Source organism: Peptococcus simiae, assembly GCF_046569735.1.
In the GTDB taxonomy this organism is placed as follows: domain Bacteria; phylum Bacillota; class Peptococcia; order Peptococcales; family Peptococcaceae; genus Peptococcus; species Peptococcus simiae_A.
On sequence record NZ_JBKICG010000028.1, the window covers coordinates 1 to 14,957 of the forward strand.

The 14,957-nt window shown below is 51.8% G+C and carries 16 protein-coding genes and 1 pseudogene; 5 read left to right on the plus strand and 12 right to left on the minus strand.

Going from position 1 to position 14,957, the window contains the following annotated elements; all coding sequences use genetic code 11:
* Positions 1 to 89: 89 nt before the first annotated feature.
* Positions 90 to 983 (plus strand): ISNCY family transposase, encoded by an 894-nt coding sequence (locus ACLGL1_RS09270; protein WP_411008393.1) that lies wholly within the window; start codon positions 90 to 92, stop codon positions 981 to 983.
* Positions 984 to 1,028: 45 nt separating this feature from the next.
* Positions 1,029 to 1,259: pseudogene (locus tag ACLGL1_RS09275) on the plus strand (transposase); the annotation flags it as partial.
* Between the two features lie 85 nt (positions 1,260 to 1,344).
* On the opposite strand, the gene ACLGL1_RS09280 reads toward ACLGL1_RS09275, so the two are convergent.
* The 12 genes from ACLGL1_RS09280 to zapA all read right to left on the minus strand — a co-directional run bounded on the left by ACLGL1_RS09280 (position 1,345) and on the right by zapA (position 11,601).
* Complete coding sequence (locus ACLGL1_RS09280) at positions 1,345 to 2,004, minus strand: hypothetical protein (protein ID WP_411008394.1); 660 nt, start codon at positions 2,002 to 2,004, stop codon at positions 1,345 to 1,347.
* Complete coding sequence (floA, locus tag ACLGL1_RS09285; RefSeq protein WP_411008395.1) at positions 2,004 to 2,978, minus strand: flotillin-like protein FloA; 975 nt, start codon at positions 2,976 to 2,978, stop codon at positions 2,004 to 2,006. Before floA ends, ACLGL1_RS09280 begins: the two co-directional genes overlap by 1 nt.
* 18 nt (positions 2,979 to 2,996) lie before the next feature.
* Positions 2,997 to 3,479: an NfeD family protein gene (locus tag ACLGL1_RS09290; RefSeq protein WP_411008396.1), complete on the minus strand. Its 483-nt coding sequence runs from the start codon at positions 3,477 to 3,479 to the stop codon at positions 2,997 to 2,999.
* A 31-nt stretch (positions 3,480 to 3,510) separates the two neighbouring features.
* Positions 3,511 to 5,337 carry a glutamine--fructose-6-phosphate transaminase (isomerizing) gene (glmS, locus tag ACLGL1_RS09295; protein WP_411008397.1) on the minus strand — a complete coding sequence of 609 codons (1,827 nt, stop codon included), beginning with the start codon at positions 5,335 to 5,337 and terminating at the stop codon, positions 3,511 to 3,513.
* Positions 5,338 to 5,340: 3 nt separating this feature from the next.
* A complete protein-coding gene (gene scpB / locus ACLGL1_RS09300) occupies positions 5,341 to 5,907 on the minus strand; it encodes an SMC-Scp complex subunit ScpB (protein WP_411008398.1) in 567 nt (188 codons plus the stop codon).
* A complete protein-coding gene (locus ACLGL1_RS09305) occupies positions 5,897 to 6,637 on the minus strand; it encodes a segregation and condensation protein A (RefSeq protein ID WP_411008399.1) in 741 nt (246 codons plus the stop codon). Before ACLGL1_RS09305 ends, scpB begins: the two co-directional genes overlap by 11 nt.
* A 2-nt stretch (positions 6,638 to 6,639) precedes the next feature.
* Positions 6,640 to 6,918: a YkvA family protein gene (locus tag ACLGL1_RS09310; RefSeq protein ID WP_411008400.1), complete on the minus strand. Its 279-nt coding sequence runs from the start codon at positions 6,916 to 6,918 to the stop codon at positions 6,640 to 6,642.
* 205 nt (positions 6,919 to 7,123) lie between these two features.
* On the minus strand, positions 7,124 to 8,134 hold the full coding sequence (locus tag ACLGL1_RS09315) for an NAD(P)H-dependent glycerol-3-phosphate dehydrogenase (protein ID WP_411008401.1): 1,011 nt from the start codon (positions 8,132 to 8,134) through the stop codon (positions 7,124 to 7,126).
* A gap of 4 nt (positions 8,135 to 8,138) precedes the next feature.
* A complete protein-coding gene (plsY, locus tag ACLGL1_RS09320; RefSeq protein WP_411008402.1) occupies positions 8,139 to 8,744 on the minus strand; it encodes a glycerol-3-phosphate 1-O-acyltransferase PlsY in 606 nt (201 codons plus the stop codon).
* 1 nt (position 8,745) lies between these two features.
* Positions 8,746 to 10,062 carry a ribosome biogenesis GTPase Der gene (gene der, locus ACLGL1_RS09325; RefSeq protein ID WP_411008403.1) on the minus strand — a complete coding sequence of 439 codons (1,317 nt, stop codon included), beginning with the start codon at positions 10,060 to 10,062 and terminating at the stop codon, positions 8,746 to 8,748.
* A 19-nt stretch (positions 10,063 to 10,081) separates the two neighbouring features.
* Entirely contained in the window at positions 10,082 to 11,323 is a 1,242-nt protein-coding gene (locus ACLGL1_RS09330) for a hypothetical protein (RefSeq protein WP_411008404.1), read from the minus strand.
* 8 nt (positions 11,324 to 11,331) lie between these two features.
* Positions 11,332 to 11,601: a cell division protein ZapA gene (gene zapA / locus ACLGL1_RS09335; protein ID WP_411008405.1), complete on the minus strand. Its 270-nt coding sequence runs from the start codon at positions 11,599 to 11,601 to the stop codon at positions 11,332 to 11,334.
* A 135-nt stretch (positions 11,602 to 11,736) separates the two neighbouring features.
* Between zapA and ACLGL1_RS09340 the strand changes: the two genes are divergently transcribed.
* From ACLGL1_RS09340 to ACLGL1_RS09350, 3 genes are read left to right on the plus strand one after another with little or no spacing between them, the layout of a single operon-like run.
* Positions 11,737 to 13,515: an NFACT family protein gene (locus tag ACLGL1_RS09340; RefSeq protein WP_411008406.1), complete on the plus strand. Its 1,779-nt coding sequence runs from the start codon at positions 11,737 to 11,739 to the stop codon at positions 13,513 to 13,515.
* Positions 13,515 to 13,994, plus strand: a complete 480-nt coding sequence (gene rlmH, locus ACLGL1_RS09345) for a 23S rRNA (pseudouridine(1915)-N(3))-methyltransferase RlmH (protein WP_411008407.1) — start codon at positions 13,515 to 13,517, stop codon at positions 13,992 to 13,994. Before ACLGL1_RS09340 ends, rlmH begins: the two co-directional genes overlap by 1 nt.
* 12 nt (positions 13,995 to 14,006) lie before the next feature.
* Positions 14,007 to 14,639 carry a DsbA family protein gene (locus tag ACLGL1_RS09350; RefSeq protein ID WP_411008408.1) on the plus strand — a complete coding sequence of 211 codons (633 nt, stop codon included), beginning with the start codon at positions 14,007 to 14,009 and terminating at the stop codon, positions 14,637 to 14,639.
* Positions 14,640 to 14,957: the final 318 nt, after the last annotated feature.

Consider the following 14,957-nt stretch of genomic DNA (forward strand, 5'->3'; position numbering starts at 1 on the left):
TATGATAATTTCACCCTATGAGCTAATCAGTGAAAATTTCACCCCTCTATCTTAGAAATAACTGATACAGTGAAAGGATGAAAATACAAATGTCTAATCATGAACTACTAAAATATCATGTTATTAAAAGTGCGGTGGATAGAGAAATAACCGTTAAACAAGCAGCGGAACGTCTTAATTTATCTCAAAGACGAATTAAGCAGCTCAAAAAGGAGTTTAAAGAGAATGGTGCTGAAGCTGTTATTCACGGTAACTCAATGAGAATTTCTCCTAAAAAGATCGACCAATCCCTTTGCGATTTAATCCTCCAAATACGTGCCAAACCTGAATTGTCTTCTTCGAATTTCACGCATTTCAAAGAAATTTTAAGGGATGTTTATTCTATTGATTTGTCCTATTCTACCTTGTATCGCTTGTTAACTGCTAACAAGATTAAAAGTCCTAAGAAACGCAGAAGGACGAAAAAAAACCACCCTCTGCGTGAAAGAAAGGCAGCAGAGGGTCTTATGCTTCAAGCCGATGCCACTCCCTTTCCTTGGTTTGGGGGTAAAGTTAAGTATGCACTGCATGGCTTTATTGATGATGCAACAGGTAAAATTACAGGTCTATATATTTGCAAAAATGAGTGCCTAATCGGATACTTAGAAGTACTCCGGCAGACACTCACCACTTTTGGGATTCCTCTTTCCCTTTACCCCGATAGATATAGTGTTTTCTTTGTAAATGCTAAAAGGGAGAATGATCTCTCCGTCGAAGAACAACTAAATGGGGTCAGCAAAAGGGTAACACAATTTGGACGAATTGTCGATCGATTAGGCGTAGATATGTTTCCTGCTCATTCACCAGAAGCTAAAGGAAGAATAGAGAGGCTCTGGGAGACTCTACAAAGAAAGCCTCTTTCTGGTATTTTTGGTGTGCAAATCTATTTTACCAGAGGGCTTTCTATTTTTTTAGTTTTTTGTCACATATGTATTACCAGCTAATATAACCTGCCCTTAACCGGGATAGAAAAATAAAACCGCTACAAACACAAGATATTTCAAAGCATGTCCAGAAAAGAGACCTGCTACGACAATGCACCTATTGAGAATCTCTTTAGCTTAATGAAACAAGAAATGTATTACGGGGAAACTTATCAAAGCTACGAGGAATTGGAGAGAGCAATTATTGACTATATTCGCTACTACAACGAGGAACGGATAAAAGAGAAGTTAAATTGGCTAAGCCCTGTTGAATATCGTAAAAATCAGGCAGCCTAAGGGCTAACCCTTAGGCAAATAAAAAGAGAGACAAGCACAAAGGATGTACTTGTCTCTCTGGTCCAACTTTTTAGGGTCACTCTAGTCAGTCTGTAGCGGTTTTATTTTTGATGGCCTTGGGGGGTTCTAGGATGGCTTGCCAAACGACCCCTTCCCTGACCTTTCGTAAGTCCAATGTTTCGAGCCCCTGATGACCCATGCGATTTTGGCTATCGAGGTTTTCAACCTGAATATTGATTGACCGGTTGGCATACCGACTCTTCAGCCGGGTCTTGTGAGGGCTGATCGTCGTTTTTTTGGCCTGGAGCGGTTCTTTTTTTGCCTTTTTGCTCGTGGCCGGAACCGCCTGACTGGGCTTATCAGGCTTCTTCTGCCGGCTACTTTGGCTGCTGGCCGCCGCTTTTTTATGCCACTTTTTAGAAAGCTGGGCAAAGTCAGACAGCTGGGCCTTTTTGGCATGACCAGGGGATGGACGACTGGGTCCGGGGGCTCTTTTACCCTGTGACTTGGTCCCCTGCCGCTTTTCCGCTTGGCGCCTAGCCTGCTTCTGCTCTTTTGCCGGGGTAGCCGGCAGGAACCCGCCCAGCTGGCCCTTAGACCTAGCCGGCTTCTTCCCCTGATGCCGGCGAGTTACTTTCAGTAACACCCGCATAAACAGGTAAAAAAAGAAGATGGGTGCCAGGGCAAGGGCAGTATAGAAAAGCGGTAAGACCAGCTCATACCAAAGGTATAACAGGCTGTCCATTAGCGATCAGTCCGGTCGGAATCTGACACCTGGCTAATCTGCCGCCGCATACCGGTATCGGCCTGGACATTCATCATATTGTAGTAGTCCATGACCCCAAGGTTGCCCTGCCGAAAGGCTTCTGCCATGGCCAAGGGGACCTCAGCCTCGGCTTCAACGACCTTAGCGTGCATTTCCTGAACCTTGGCCTTCATCTCTTGTTCAGAAGCGACAGCCATGGCCCGCCGCTCTTCAGCCTTGGCCTGGGCGATGTTTTTATCGGCTTCTGCCTGGTCCATCTGCAATTCTGCCCCAATGTTACGGCCAACGTCTACGTCTGCGATATCAATAGATAAGATTTCAAAGGCGGTGCCGGCATCCAGCCCCTTGGCCAGGACTGTTTTAGAAATATTATCCGGGTTTTCTAAAACCTGGTTGTGGTTGCTGGAGCTACCAACGGTGGATACAATCCCCTCACCAACCCGGGCAATGATGGTTTCTTCCCCGGCCCCACCGACCAGGCGGTCAATATTGGCCCGCACGGTGACCCGGGCGGTGACGACCACTTGAATCCCGTTTTTAGCCATGGCTGCAATGGGTTCTGTGGTGATAACTTTTGGGGTAACGGAAATGATTACCGCTTCGCGGACATCACGACCGGCCAAGTCAATGGCTGCAGCCCGGGAAAAATCCAGGTCCATGCCGGCCCGCTCTGCAGCAATAAGGGCATCGACGACCCGGTCAACGTCACCACCGGCTAAATAGTGGGCTTCCAGCTTGCTGATATCAATCCGGAGCCCCGCCTTGGTGGCTTTAATGAGGGGAAGGACAATGGTCTGGGGCCGGACCCGGCGGAGCCGCATCCCGACCAGGTTGGCCAAGCTGACCTTGACATTGGCCGCCATAGCCGAGATCCAAAGGCCAATAGGGATAAAATAGACAAATAGGGAAAATCCAACGAGTACGAGAAATGCTAGAAATAAGACAATAGCCATCAAGTACCTCCTTTAATGTCACTCTTCAGCATTTTTGACAATGAGCCAGGTCCCCTCTGTAGCAACCACCTCGATCAAGCTCCCCTTCGCGATGAAATCGCCACGGGTAGTGACATCAAGGCGTTCGTCCTCGGCGGTGACCATGGTGCCTGCAGGCCGCAAGTCAGTCAAAGCCCTTCCCTGACGGCCGACATAAGCGGATAATTTTTTCCCAGTAGAAACAAAACCTTCTTCTGTAGTTAGCGATTCCTGCAAGTTAAACTTAGCCATCTGCCGACTTCTTTTCATCAGTTGCACTGCCAGAGGAAACAGGACAGCCATGACCACAACGGTTATGGCCATTTTAGGCAGGGCTGCCTTGAGGTCCCCTTCTGTCAGGTAAACGGCCAACAAGATACAGGCTGCACCGGCAAGGCCAAACACACCAAAACCGGGCACAAAGACTTCCACTAAAATCAGGATAATCCCCAGTACAAAAAAAGCGATTGCTAGAAAATCCATGGCCACCTCCCTACTCAGCTCCTAGGCCGGATTATTCAACAGTAACACTTTTAGCCAGGTTCCGGGGTTGGTCAATATCGCAGCCCCGGGCTTCGGCGGTATAGTAGGCCAGTAATTGCAGGGGGATGGCCGCTAAAATCGGGGCGACCATATCCAGGCAATCCGGAATAAAGATGCGCTTGTCCAGGTCATCGGAAATTTTATCGTGGCCTTCTTTCAGGAGGCAGAGGACCCGGCCCTTTCGGGCGACGACTTCATTGACATTGGACAAGGTTTTTTCAAAGGTTTTTTCCTGCAGGGCAATGGCCACAAAGGGGGTCCCATCAGTGACCAGGGCCAGGGTGCCGTGCTTTAATTCACCGGCTGCATAGGCCTCCGCATGAATGTAGGAGATTTCCTTAATTTTCAGGGCCCCTTCCTGGGCCACCGCCCAGTCACTGCCCCGACCGATGTAAAACAGGTGGTCAGCATCGATTAAGGCCTGGCTGTGCTGGCGGATTTCTTCCTTCTTGGCCTCGGTCAGCAGGCTTTCGGCCTGGTCAGGCAGCTTAGCCAGGGCTTCAAGGAGGTCCTTGTGGTCGGCCAGATTAAAGTGACCTACCCGGTCTCCGAGGTAAAAGGCCAAGAGGTAAAGGGCAATCAGCATGGCGGTATAGGCTTTCGTGGAGGCCACGGAAATTTCCGGACCGGCCCATAAATAGAGGACCTGGTCAGCCTCCCGGCTGATGGCGCTCCCAACGACATTGGTAATGGCAATGGTGGTTGCTCCACGCTTCTTAGCTTCCCGCAAGGCTTCCAGGGTATCAGCGGTTTCACCGGACTGGCTGATTAAAATAACCAGACTGTGGTCATCCAGCCGGGGGTTTCTATAGCGGAATTCCGAAGCCACTTCAACATTGACCGGCAGCTGGAGGGTCTCTTCCAGGATGGATTTACCGACCAGACCACTGTGGTAAGCAGTACCACAGGCGACAATATCGATATGGTGCCAGTTCTGGATTTGCTCATCGGTAAGGGTGAATTCCTTGAAGGTAACGGCATCTTCATGCAGACGCCCGGTCATGACCCGACGGAAGGTCTCCGGCTGCTCATGGATTTCCTTCATCATGTAGTGGTCATAACCCTCTTTTTCGGCAGACTGGTCCTCCCAGTCAATATGAACCATTTCCCGCTGGCAGGGGTTGCCATCTAAATCAACGATGTCATAGCCGCTGGTGGTCAGCTTGGCCAGGTCCCCGTTTTCCAGGTAAATACACTCGCGGGTATACTTGAGTAAGGCCGGTACACCGGAGGCCACCAGCATCTCATTGCCACCAACCCCTAACACCAGGGGGCTGTTCATCCGGCAGATGACCATGGTATCCGGCTCATCTGCAGAAATAATGGCCAAGGCATAGGATCCCCGCACCTCTTTTAAGGTCCGGCGGACTGCTTCCAGGAGGTCCCCTTGGTAAAAGTGGGCAATCACATGGGCAACCACTTCGCTATCGGTGTTACTGGTAAAGGTTTCCCCTTGCAGGTAGCGGTCGCGCAATTCTTCATAGTTTTCAATAATGCCATTATGGACCAGGGCAATTCTCCCATCAGCACTCTGGTGGGGGTGGGCATTGGCCCGTTCCGGACGACCATGGGTCGCCCAGCGGGTATGACCGATGGCCATATTGGTCTCTAGGGGCTGGCTCTTCAGGGCCTCTTCAAGGGCTGTTAACTTGCCGGCCTCTTTGACCACATGCATCTGTCCATCCATAATGCCAGCCATACCGGCAGAATCATAACCCCGGTATTCTAAGCTATGTAGGCCTTCCAGCACAATATCCTGAGCGCTTTTCTGACCAATATATCCTACGATTCCACACATATATTATTCCTCCCGTAAGGTCTCTTGAGCAGCTGGGTCAGGCACCATCTCCTGACTAGACACTTCCGGCGCCGGCGGTAGGTCCTCCAGGCTATTTAGGCCGAAAGTCTGTAAAAAAAGAGGTGTGGTCCCATATAGAATAGGTCGACCCGGCGTTTCTTTTCGACCGCGTTCTTCCAAGAGGCCACGATCTAAAAGCGAACGCAGGGGCCCGTCGGAATTAACGCCGCGAATCCCTTCAATATCGGCCCGGGTCACCGGTTCATGGTAGGCCGCAATGGCCGCGGTTTCCAAAGCTGCTTGTGAGAGCTGGGGTCGTTTTAGCGAAAAGAAAGACGGTAGGTAGTCCGCAATCTCCGACCCGACAAAAAATTGGTAGCCTCCGGCGATGGCCCGCAGATAAAAGCCATGGTTACCGGCAGCATAGGTTTCTTCTAATTCATTTAAAATGCTTTCCACTTCAAAATCAACCAGGCCAAGGGTCTTGGCCAATTCATCTACTGTAAGGGGCACATCGGAAATAAATAAAAGCCCCTCAATGATACGCTGCATCGCTTGATTAATACTCATAATGTCCTTCCAGCCCGGTATGTAACCAAATTTCACCAAACCGCTCAGTCTGAATGACCTGGACCATATTATGCCTCAGGCACTCCAGCAGGGCTAGGAAATAGCCAATGATATCCATTTTACTGGTCAAGCGCTGGCAAACCTGGCTAAAGGTTAGGCCTTTATTGGCCTCTACCAGGTTCAAGAGCTGGTTGGTGTATACCTCAATGGATACTTCCGACCGGCGTATTTGCACCTGGGGGGCCCCCTCTTTATGGGCCTGTACAGCAGATTGATAGGCCGCTAAGAGGGCCTGCAGGGAAACATGGTCCAGGGGCAGGTCTGTCTGGTACTGCTTGGCCAGGGCTTCCGTATCCACCAGTCGCGGCAGGTGGTGGGCTTCTTCACTGTACTGCCTATTTAAAAAGTCGGCGGCATCTCTAATAAAGCGGTATTCTAAAATTTGCGCCACCAGGTCTTGGCGGGGGTCCTCCGCCTCGTCCTTACGGGGACGGGGCATGAGCATCCGCACTTTAATCCGGACCAGGTTGGCCGCCATCAGTAAAAAATCCGAAGCAATCTCTAGGTTCATGCTCTCGGCCTCTTGCAAGTAGGCTAGGTACTGGTCTGTCAAGGTGGCTATGGGTATATCTGAAATGTCAATTTTATCTTTTTCCAATAAATGCATGAGCAGGTCCATAGGGCCTTCAAAGTCATGCCATTTAAAGGCCAGTTTCGGGTAAGCCTCCATCCTTAGTCAGTTTCTTTCCAGCCATGCTCCTTGCGAATCTCTTCAGGGATCCGTGACATAAACCAGCCATAGAGAAGCAGGAATACGGCCATATCGTCCAACTGTCCAACCACCGGCAAGTCAATGATAAAGTCTGTCGGCCACAGCAAGTAGCCGCCGGCTAAACCTAGAAAGATTGCTTTCTGAAGATTAGACACTCGGGCATCAGTAATCATCCGAAAGGAGGCTAATATATTATTCGGAAGATGTCTAAACCGTTTCAGGTTATCGGTCAGTGCCATCATATCTCCTCATTTCTTAAATCGTGCCTTCAATATAGCATAAATGGGCTGGGTTTACAATTTTTCCCGCTTAAATTTAGGCCCTAGCCAAGAGGATTTACAAAATTTTTATCTTCCATTCATCTATCTTATAGGGAAGCTTTTTTTCTTCAAAGACAGGGCCTAAGAAAGAGAAAACCCAAGCAGGGAAATGCTCGGGTTGATATTAATTTAAGTAGTCTTCCTGTTCACTTTTCCCACGCCGGGTCATCAGGGCTAGGGCGGCTTCGTTGACGTCTGCTTCATTGAAGAGGACATCATACATATGGGAGACAATCGGCATAGAAATCCCCAATTCCTTGGCCCGCTCATAAGCAGCCCGGGTGGTGGGTACCCCTTCAACGACCATGCCCATGTGGGCGAGGACATCATCAAGGGTCCGGCCCTGGCCTAGCTGGACGCCGGCTGTCCGGTTCCGACTGTGGCCGCTGGTGCAGGTCACAATCAAGTCACCGACACCGGTTAAGCCGAGGAAGGTCAAGGGGTTGGCCCCGCTTTTTACCCCCAGCCGGGTGATTTCAGCCAGGCCCCGGGTCATGAGGGCTGCCCGGGCATTGTCGCCATAGCCCAAGCCAACGGTCATACCGATAGCCAGGGCGATGATATTTTTAAGGGCCCCGCCCAATTCAACCCCGATGACATCATCGGTGGTATAGAGACGGAGGTTTTCGTTCATCAAGTCCTGCTGGACTTGGGCCGCCAGGGCCTCATCATGGGCAGCCGCCACAAGAACGGTGGGCATATTGCGGCCCACTTCTTCTGCATGGCTGGGCCCATAGAGGACCACATACCGCTGGCCCACGTCCCCTAAGACTTCATTATAAATATCCGATAACCGTTTACCGCTGGAGGCCTCCAGGCCCTTGGCCACATTAATCAGGGGCTCCTGACCAGAAAACCGGTCCCGGTGGTCGGCTAAGAACTGGCGTTGAGCTTGGGTGGGAACAGCAATAATCGAATAATCCACCCCAGTCGTATCATTGACATCTGATATAAAGCGGATATTGTCGTGCAACCTGATACCGGGCAGGTAGTGGGCATTGACCCGGTTGTCAGTCATTTTCGCCACTTGGTCAATGTTTCTCGCCCATAAGCTGACCTGGTGGCCATAGCTGGCAAAGCTTTGGGCCAGGGCCGTTCCCCAGCTCCCGGCACCAAAAATAGCGATTTTAGACATAGGCTCACCTCTTTTTACTTGCTCGAATCTTATTTTCTGTCCCCGCTCTTAAGCGACGGATATTACTCCGATGCTTCCAAATCACAAAGAGGGCACAGGCGCTAAAGACAGCAATCACCACCGGGTGCTGGTCGGTCACAACCAGCATAATAGGGCATAGAACCGCTGCCGCCAGGCTCCCCAGGGACATATACCCGGTGGTATAGGCCAAGAGGGCCAGGGTGCTCCCACAGACCAGGAAGGACAGGGGCGATACATAGAGTAAGACGCCAGCCCCTGTGGCCACCCCCTTGCCCCCGCGAAAGTGCACAAAGATGCTCAGGGTATGGGCCAGGACCGCCACTGCAGACGCCAAGAGCATGCCCCATTCATTGCCCAGCCAGTCGCCAATGCCGGCGGCCAGGGTCCCCTTTAAAATATCACCAATGAGGACAATGGATGCGGCCCGGCCGCCTAAGACCCTTAAAACGTTGGTAAAGCCGGCATTGCCACTGCCTACGGAAAAAATATCCACCCCACGGGCCCGGCTAACCAGTTGGGCAAAGGGGATGGCGCCGAGCAGGTAGGCAGCCAGGATGATGACCCCGAACTTTAAAATTCCGCTTCCCATCTCAGTCCTCTTTTCGGTTTCTCAACTGGAGGCGGAGGGTTGTCCCCTCAAAGACAAAGTAGTCCCGAATCCGGTTTTCAATGTAGCGCAGGTAGGAGAAGTGCATAATCTCCTTGTCATTGACAAAGAGGGCAAAGGTCGGCGGGGCAACCCCAATTTGGGTGCCGTAGTAGATTTTGAGCCGCTTGCCCTTATCGGTCGGAGGTGGATTTTTCAGCACTGCTTCCCGGAGGATATCATTTAAGACCCCTGTCGGTACCCGCATGAGCCGGTTTTCCGCTACAGCCCGGACGGTCTCCATGATTTTACTGACCCGCTGGCCGGTGACGGCAGAAACAAAGAGCATGGGCGCATAGGACAAGAATAAAAGCTCGGCCTTAAACCGGTCTTCCATTTCCTTTTGGGTCTTGTGGTCCTTTTCAACCAGGTCCCACTTATTGACCACCAGGATAATCCCCTTGCCCTGCTCATGGGCATAGCCGACAATCCGCTTGTCCTGGTCCGTTAGCCCTTGAGACCCGTCAATAACCATGAGCACCACGTCAGACCGGTCGACGGCATGAAGAGACCGGACCACGCTATAGCGCTCAGTGGCCAGCTCAATCTTCTTCCGCCGCCGCATCCCGGCGGTATCGACCAGGATGTAGTCCTCACCGTCATAGCGGAAGGGGGTGTCGATGGCATCCCTGGTCGTTCCGGGGACATTGCTGACAATGGACCGTTCTTCTCCAAGGAGCCGGTTGCACAGGGAGGACTTGCCCACGTTGGGCCGGCCTACCACTGCAATGGATAGGGCCTCCTCCTTCTCGCCGACCAGGGCTTCTGCCGGCAAGAGGTCCAGCATCAGGTCTAAAAGGTCCCCCGTATTCCGCCCATCGACGGCTGTGATAGGCACCAGGTGTTCAAAACCCAGGCTGTAAAATTCATAAACCGGGACCAGGTCTTCAAAGTTTTTAACCTTATTGGCAACTAAAATAACTTCCTTATCGCTTTTACGCAGGATTTGAGCCACCGCCTCATCTTCCTGGGTCACACCGACAGAAGCATCCACCATAAATAAAATGAGGTCTGCCTCTTCTATGGCAATCTCTGCCTGCAGGCGTACATTTTTCAGGATATGGTCCTTGTCGACCGTATCAATGCCCCCGGTATCAATCAGGGTGAAGGCATGCCCATTCCACTCACCGTCTTCATACAGGCGGTCGCGGGTCACGCCGGGCATATCTTCTATGATGGCCTTGCGGGTATGTGTCAAGCGATTAAATAAAGTGGACTTGCCCACATTTGGCCGGCCCACGACTGCAATAATCGGTTTCATGTAACCTCCTGAATACCGCTTATTTTTTTCCTAACATAGCGGCAAATTGACGCGCTCCAACATCCTTGGTCTTAATATCTTTAAATAAGAGGCTATTCAGGGGTTGGAGATAGTGCTGTTCGACCGGTTCCACGGTCAGGGAGACCATGAAGTACAGGTCTTTGATAAAGTCGAAGACATTCCCGTCGCCCAGGGGTGCTTGCAGGCCTTTTTCGAAAATTTCCCGCTGCATGGTCTCGATCTTATCCACCTTGTATTGTTCAATCATTTTTTCCAGGGCCGTAATGTGGTCCGGGTTGTACAGGAGGCTCTTCACTAAGAGGACATAGGCCATGTTCAGGGGGTAGGGCACGCTGTCGATGTTGCCCAGGGTAACCCCGGTGCGGCTGACACCCAGGGCCGGTCGAATCATCCGGTAGACCCGACGCAGGTCTTCCTCAGTGAGGTCGCGGTCAGCAAAGACTTCCCCAACAGTCTTCTCCCCTGTCGATTGGACGCTGCCATTATGAGCTGCGCAGATGGCCGGTGCCTCCCAGACGAAGGAAGCGTAATCGTCATATTTAAAGGGGGCATTTAAGATGCCGGGAATGGCAAAGTAGTTGCTATCGGCAGTGATCAGCCGACGTAGGTTAATCAGATTAGCTGTATTCTTTTCCCCATTGACCCAGGAAGCGTTATCGAAGAAGGCTGCCAGGGCCGGCTGGATTAAGGCGGCGGACTGGACCCGCTTTTGGAAGTTATCCACATGGGCATATTGGAAGCTGACCGTTGTTTCCGCTGACCGCTTCAGGGTATCCAGGAGGTCGCCCTGGCCCCTGGCCCAGTTTTCCAGGGCCTCATATTCCGGCAGGGGAACGGTTTCAATGGCTTCCAGGGGACTAGTCGGCTGGTGGCCTGTGGCCAGGAGGATTTGTCCCCGCCGTTTCAGTTCATCAAAGAGCCCTTCGATGAAGGCCAGGTAGGCCCGCTCCAGGTCTTGGACCTGGCTGAAGCCGGAAAACCGCCAATTCACTTGGCCGCCCAGACCCAGGACCACGTTTTCAGCACCATTGCTGGCCCCAACCAGGACGTCCCCATCACTGATTGCTTGCCAGCCCAGGTGGACCAGGTGCTCAATGAAGCTCTTGCTCCCGTTGGTATCAGAGTAGTTGACCGCGCTGAGGTCGCTGCTGTTGACCAGGAGATGGCCAAAGGATACGCCCAGGGTAAATTCTTCATGGGGGCGTTCAAATGATTTGAGGTTATTAATAATTGCTTGCATGAATATCATCACGTCTCCGTTTCTTTACTGGTATCTGAAAAAGCATCGTCATCAAGAATATCAGCCAATTGGCGGTTCTCCAATTCGGCATCGAGTAGGTACTCGGTCATATTTAAGGCAGCCAAAAGTAAGGCGTCATCATAGCTTAGCCGGCCGTGACTGCCGATCAAATCCATTTCTTTATTCAGCCGTTTGATCACAGCAGCCACCTTATCATCAGGCAGGTTGGATTTTAAATGTATGGTTTTTCCGTAAATCACTTGGGTGGTCTCTTGCATGCGGTTCATCCTTTCAAGAGCAGGCTGCACATACCTTAAGTATACCACAGCTTAGATAGAGCGTCATCTTTTTCATATTCGTAGGCGGTTGCGGGTATGTATGGTATAATAGCAGCCGACTAAAGGAGGGATTTTGTGTCCTTAGATGGTATGGCGCTCTGCGCCCTCAGCCAAGAAATTAACCAGACCCTGGCCGGCGGACGGGTAGATAAGATTACCCAGCCCGGTGAGAAGGACCTGGTTATCCATATTCGCGCCGCCGGTAAAACCCGGCGGGTCTTCTTTTCGATTAACCCCCAGAATGCCCGACTGGCCATGACCGCCCATACAGCCCCTAGCCTACAGGAGGCGACCCTTTTCTGCATGGTCCTGCGGAAGCACTTGGCCGGTGCCCAGCTGACTGAAGTCCGCCAAGAGGGCTATGAACGGATGGTCCACTTTGACTTCACCGGCCGCAATGACATTGGCGACCAAGTCAACCTGACCCTGATTGCCGAACTCATGGGCCGGTCCAGTAATATTATTCTCATCGACCAGGCTGGCACCATTCTGGATGCCCTGCGCCGGGTAGGCAGTGGCACCAACAAGTACCGACAGATTCAGCCCGGCCTCCCCTATGTACTGCCACCGGCCCAGGATAAGAGGACCATCGACGATCTGGCCGACGGGGATTTAAGTGCCCTAATCCTGGCTGATGACTCTTCCAAAAATATGCGTAACAAACTGATTCGCGCCTTGGCCGGCATTGGCCCCCAAACAGCCGAAGACCTGCTCTTAAAGGCCGGCATTGACCCGGACAGCAGTGCCGACTACCTGGGCGAAGTGGACTATGTCCGCCTGGAGCAAGCGGTCCAGGCCCTGGCCCAGATGTCCCGAAAAGGCAGCTGGCAGCCGACCATCCTCTGGAAGGATAAGGAACCGGTTGCCTTCGCCCCCATTTCCCTAATTGCGACCGGGGGCTTTACTGAAAAACACTACGACAGCATGTCCAAGGCCGTGGACCTCTACTACACCCACAAGGTCCGCCATGAAAAATTCTTACAAAAGCAGGGCAACCTCCTCCGCACCGTCCACAAGGAGCTGGACCGATGCGAGAAAAAGCTCGTCCTCCAGCTTGAAAAACTGGACGAGGCCCAAAATGCCGAACAAGACCGGCTCTATGGCGAGCTCCTAACCGCCCAGCTCTACCAACTCAAGCAGGGTCCTGAAGCGGTGGTCAAGAACTTCTATGACCCGGACCAAAAAGAAATCACCATCCCCATGGATCCCAGCAAAACCCCCAATGAAAATGCCCAACGGTATTTCAAACGCTATAACCGGGCAAAGAACGGGGCTGAAAAAGCCGCCCTCCAGGCGGCTCAAACCAAGGAAGAAATGGCCTACCTCACCAGTATCCAGGAAAGCCTGGAACTCAGCGAGAGCCTGAACCAGATCAAAGAAATTCGATCCGAACTAGAAGATGCCGGCTACTTAAAAAGACAAAGCCGGAAAAAAGGCCAAAAAGCTGAGCCGGCCAGCCCGCCTATGACCGTCCACTACCAGGACTATACCATCCTGATTGGCCGTAACAACAAGCAAAATGACCAGCTGACCCTCCGTACCGCTAATGGTGGCGACCTGTGGCTCCACACCAAGGATATCCACGGGGCCCACGTCATCATTCGCCGCCAGGGCGATGGCAGCTTCCCCGATGAAGTTAAGACTAAGGCCGCTGAACTGGCCGCCTGGTTTTCTAAGGCCCGGTTCAGCGCCCAGGTACCTGTAGATGCCACCCTAAAAAAGTTCGTCCACAAGCCCAAGGGGGCCAAGCCCGGCATGGTCATCTACACCGACCAGGAGACCCTTTATGTGACCCCCAAAGAAGAGGTCCTGGCCCCCCTCCTGGCCCCGACTGAAGGGCTGGAGGAAGACTAATGTATATTGACCTCATTACCGTCGGCAAGTTAAAGGAGCGCTACTGGCGCGAGGCCTGCCTTGAGTATGAAAAGCGCCTAAGCCGTTACCATAAATTAAAAACCATCACCGTTGCCGACGAAAAAGACCCGGCCGACCAGGGGGCCAAGGCCATTGCCAAGGTCTGCCAGCTGGAAGGCCAGCGGATTGAGCAAAAAATAGCCCCCCACAGTTATGTCATCGCCCTGGATGTCAAAGGAAACCGCTACGATTCAGAGGCCTTTGCCCAGCACCTGGCCCAATTGGAAAGCCGAGGCCATACCCACCTGGCCCTCATTATTGGCGGCAGCCATGGCCTGTCAGCAGATATCCTGACCCGGGCCAATGAGCGAATATCCTTCTCCGATTTTACTTTTCCCCATCAACTGATGCGGGTGATTTTACTGGAACAAATCTACCGGGCCAGCCGGATTAATGCCGGCGAGCCCTACCACAAGTAAAGGAGCCTGTCCATGAAAATAGAAATCTTTAGCGACTATGCCTGCCCCTACTGCTACATCGGCAAGCGCCACCTGGAAGCCGCCCTGAAAGACCTGGGCTTAGAAGATGCCCAGCTCATCCACCGGGTTTACATCCTGGACCCGGGTAAGATCAGTCATCCCGAGCGTACCTACCTGGAAGGTCTGAACCTAAAAACAGCTGAAGAAAAGCAGCATGCTGCAAATACCTTTGCCTCTATTACCCGGCTGGCAGCCGATATCGGCCTGGCCTACCATATGGATACGATGAAAGATATCGCCACAGAAATGGCCCACCGGCTCACCCTCTGGGTCCAGGAGACGGCACCGGACCAGACCCAGGCCGTCATCGACCGGATCTTCCATGCCCACTTCATTGACAATAAGGACATCTCTTCTAAAGAGGTCCTCTTAGACCTGATCAGCTCCCTCCCCCTCGACCCGGCTGAAGCGACTGCCGTTTTAGATGACCCCAGCCGCTACGTCGATCAAATCTTTGAAGATGACGACCGGGCCCAGCAATTGGACCTAGACTACATCCCCTTCTTTGTTATCAACGATAGCGACCATATCAGCGGGATAGTCAATACCGAGAAATTGAAAGCCATCCTATCTCAAAACAGCTAGTAGCAGGAGCTGTTGTCAAGTAACCCTTGCCGTACCCCCAAAATCAAATAAAACCGAGTAAGCATTTTGCGTACTCGGTTTTATTTGATATAACCTTTTTTTAAGCTGATTTCAAATAAAAGCTATATAATTGCGCGAGGATCCATATGACCAAGTAAAATTTACCTTGAATCAAAAAGTCATAGATAGCTCTTGGAACAATCCCAATCAGACAAAGTCAGCAAAAATATTTTACGACAGTGGTTAATCAAGTCATGGAGCAACAGCGAAATAAGTCCAGCGGACTTGGAGACCAAGAGCCTGCTCATAAGTAGGGGC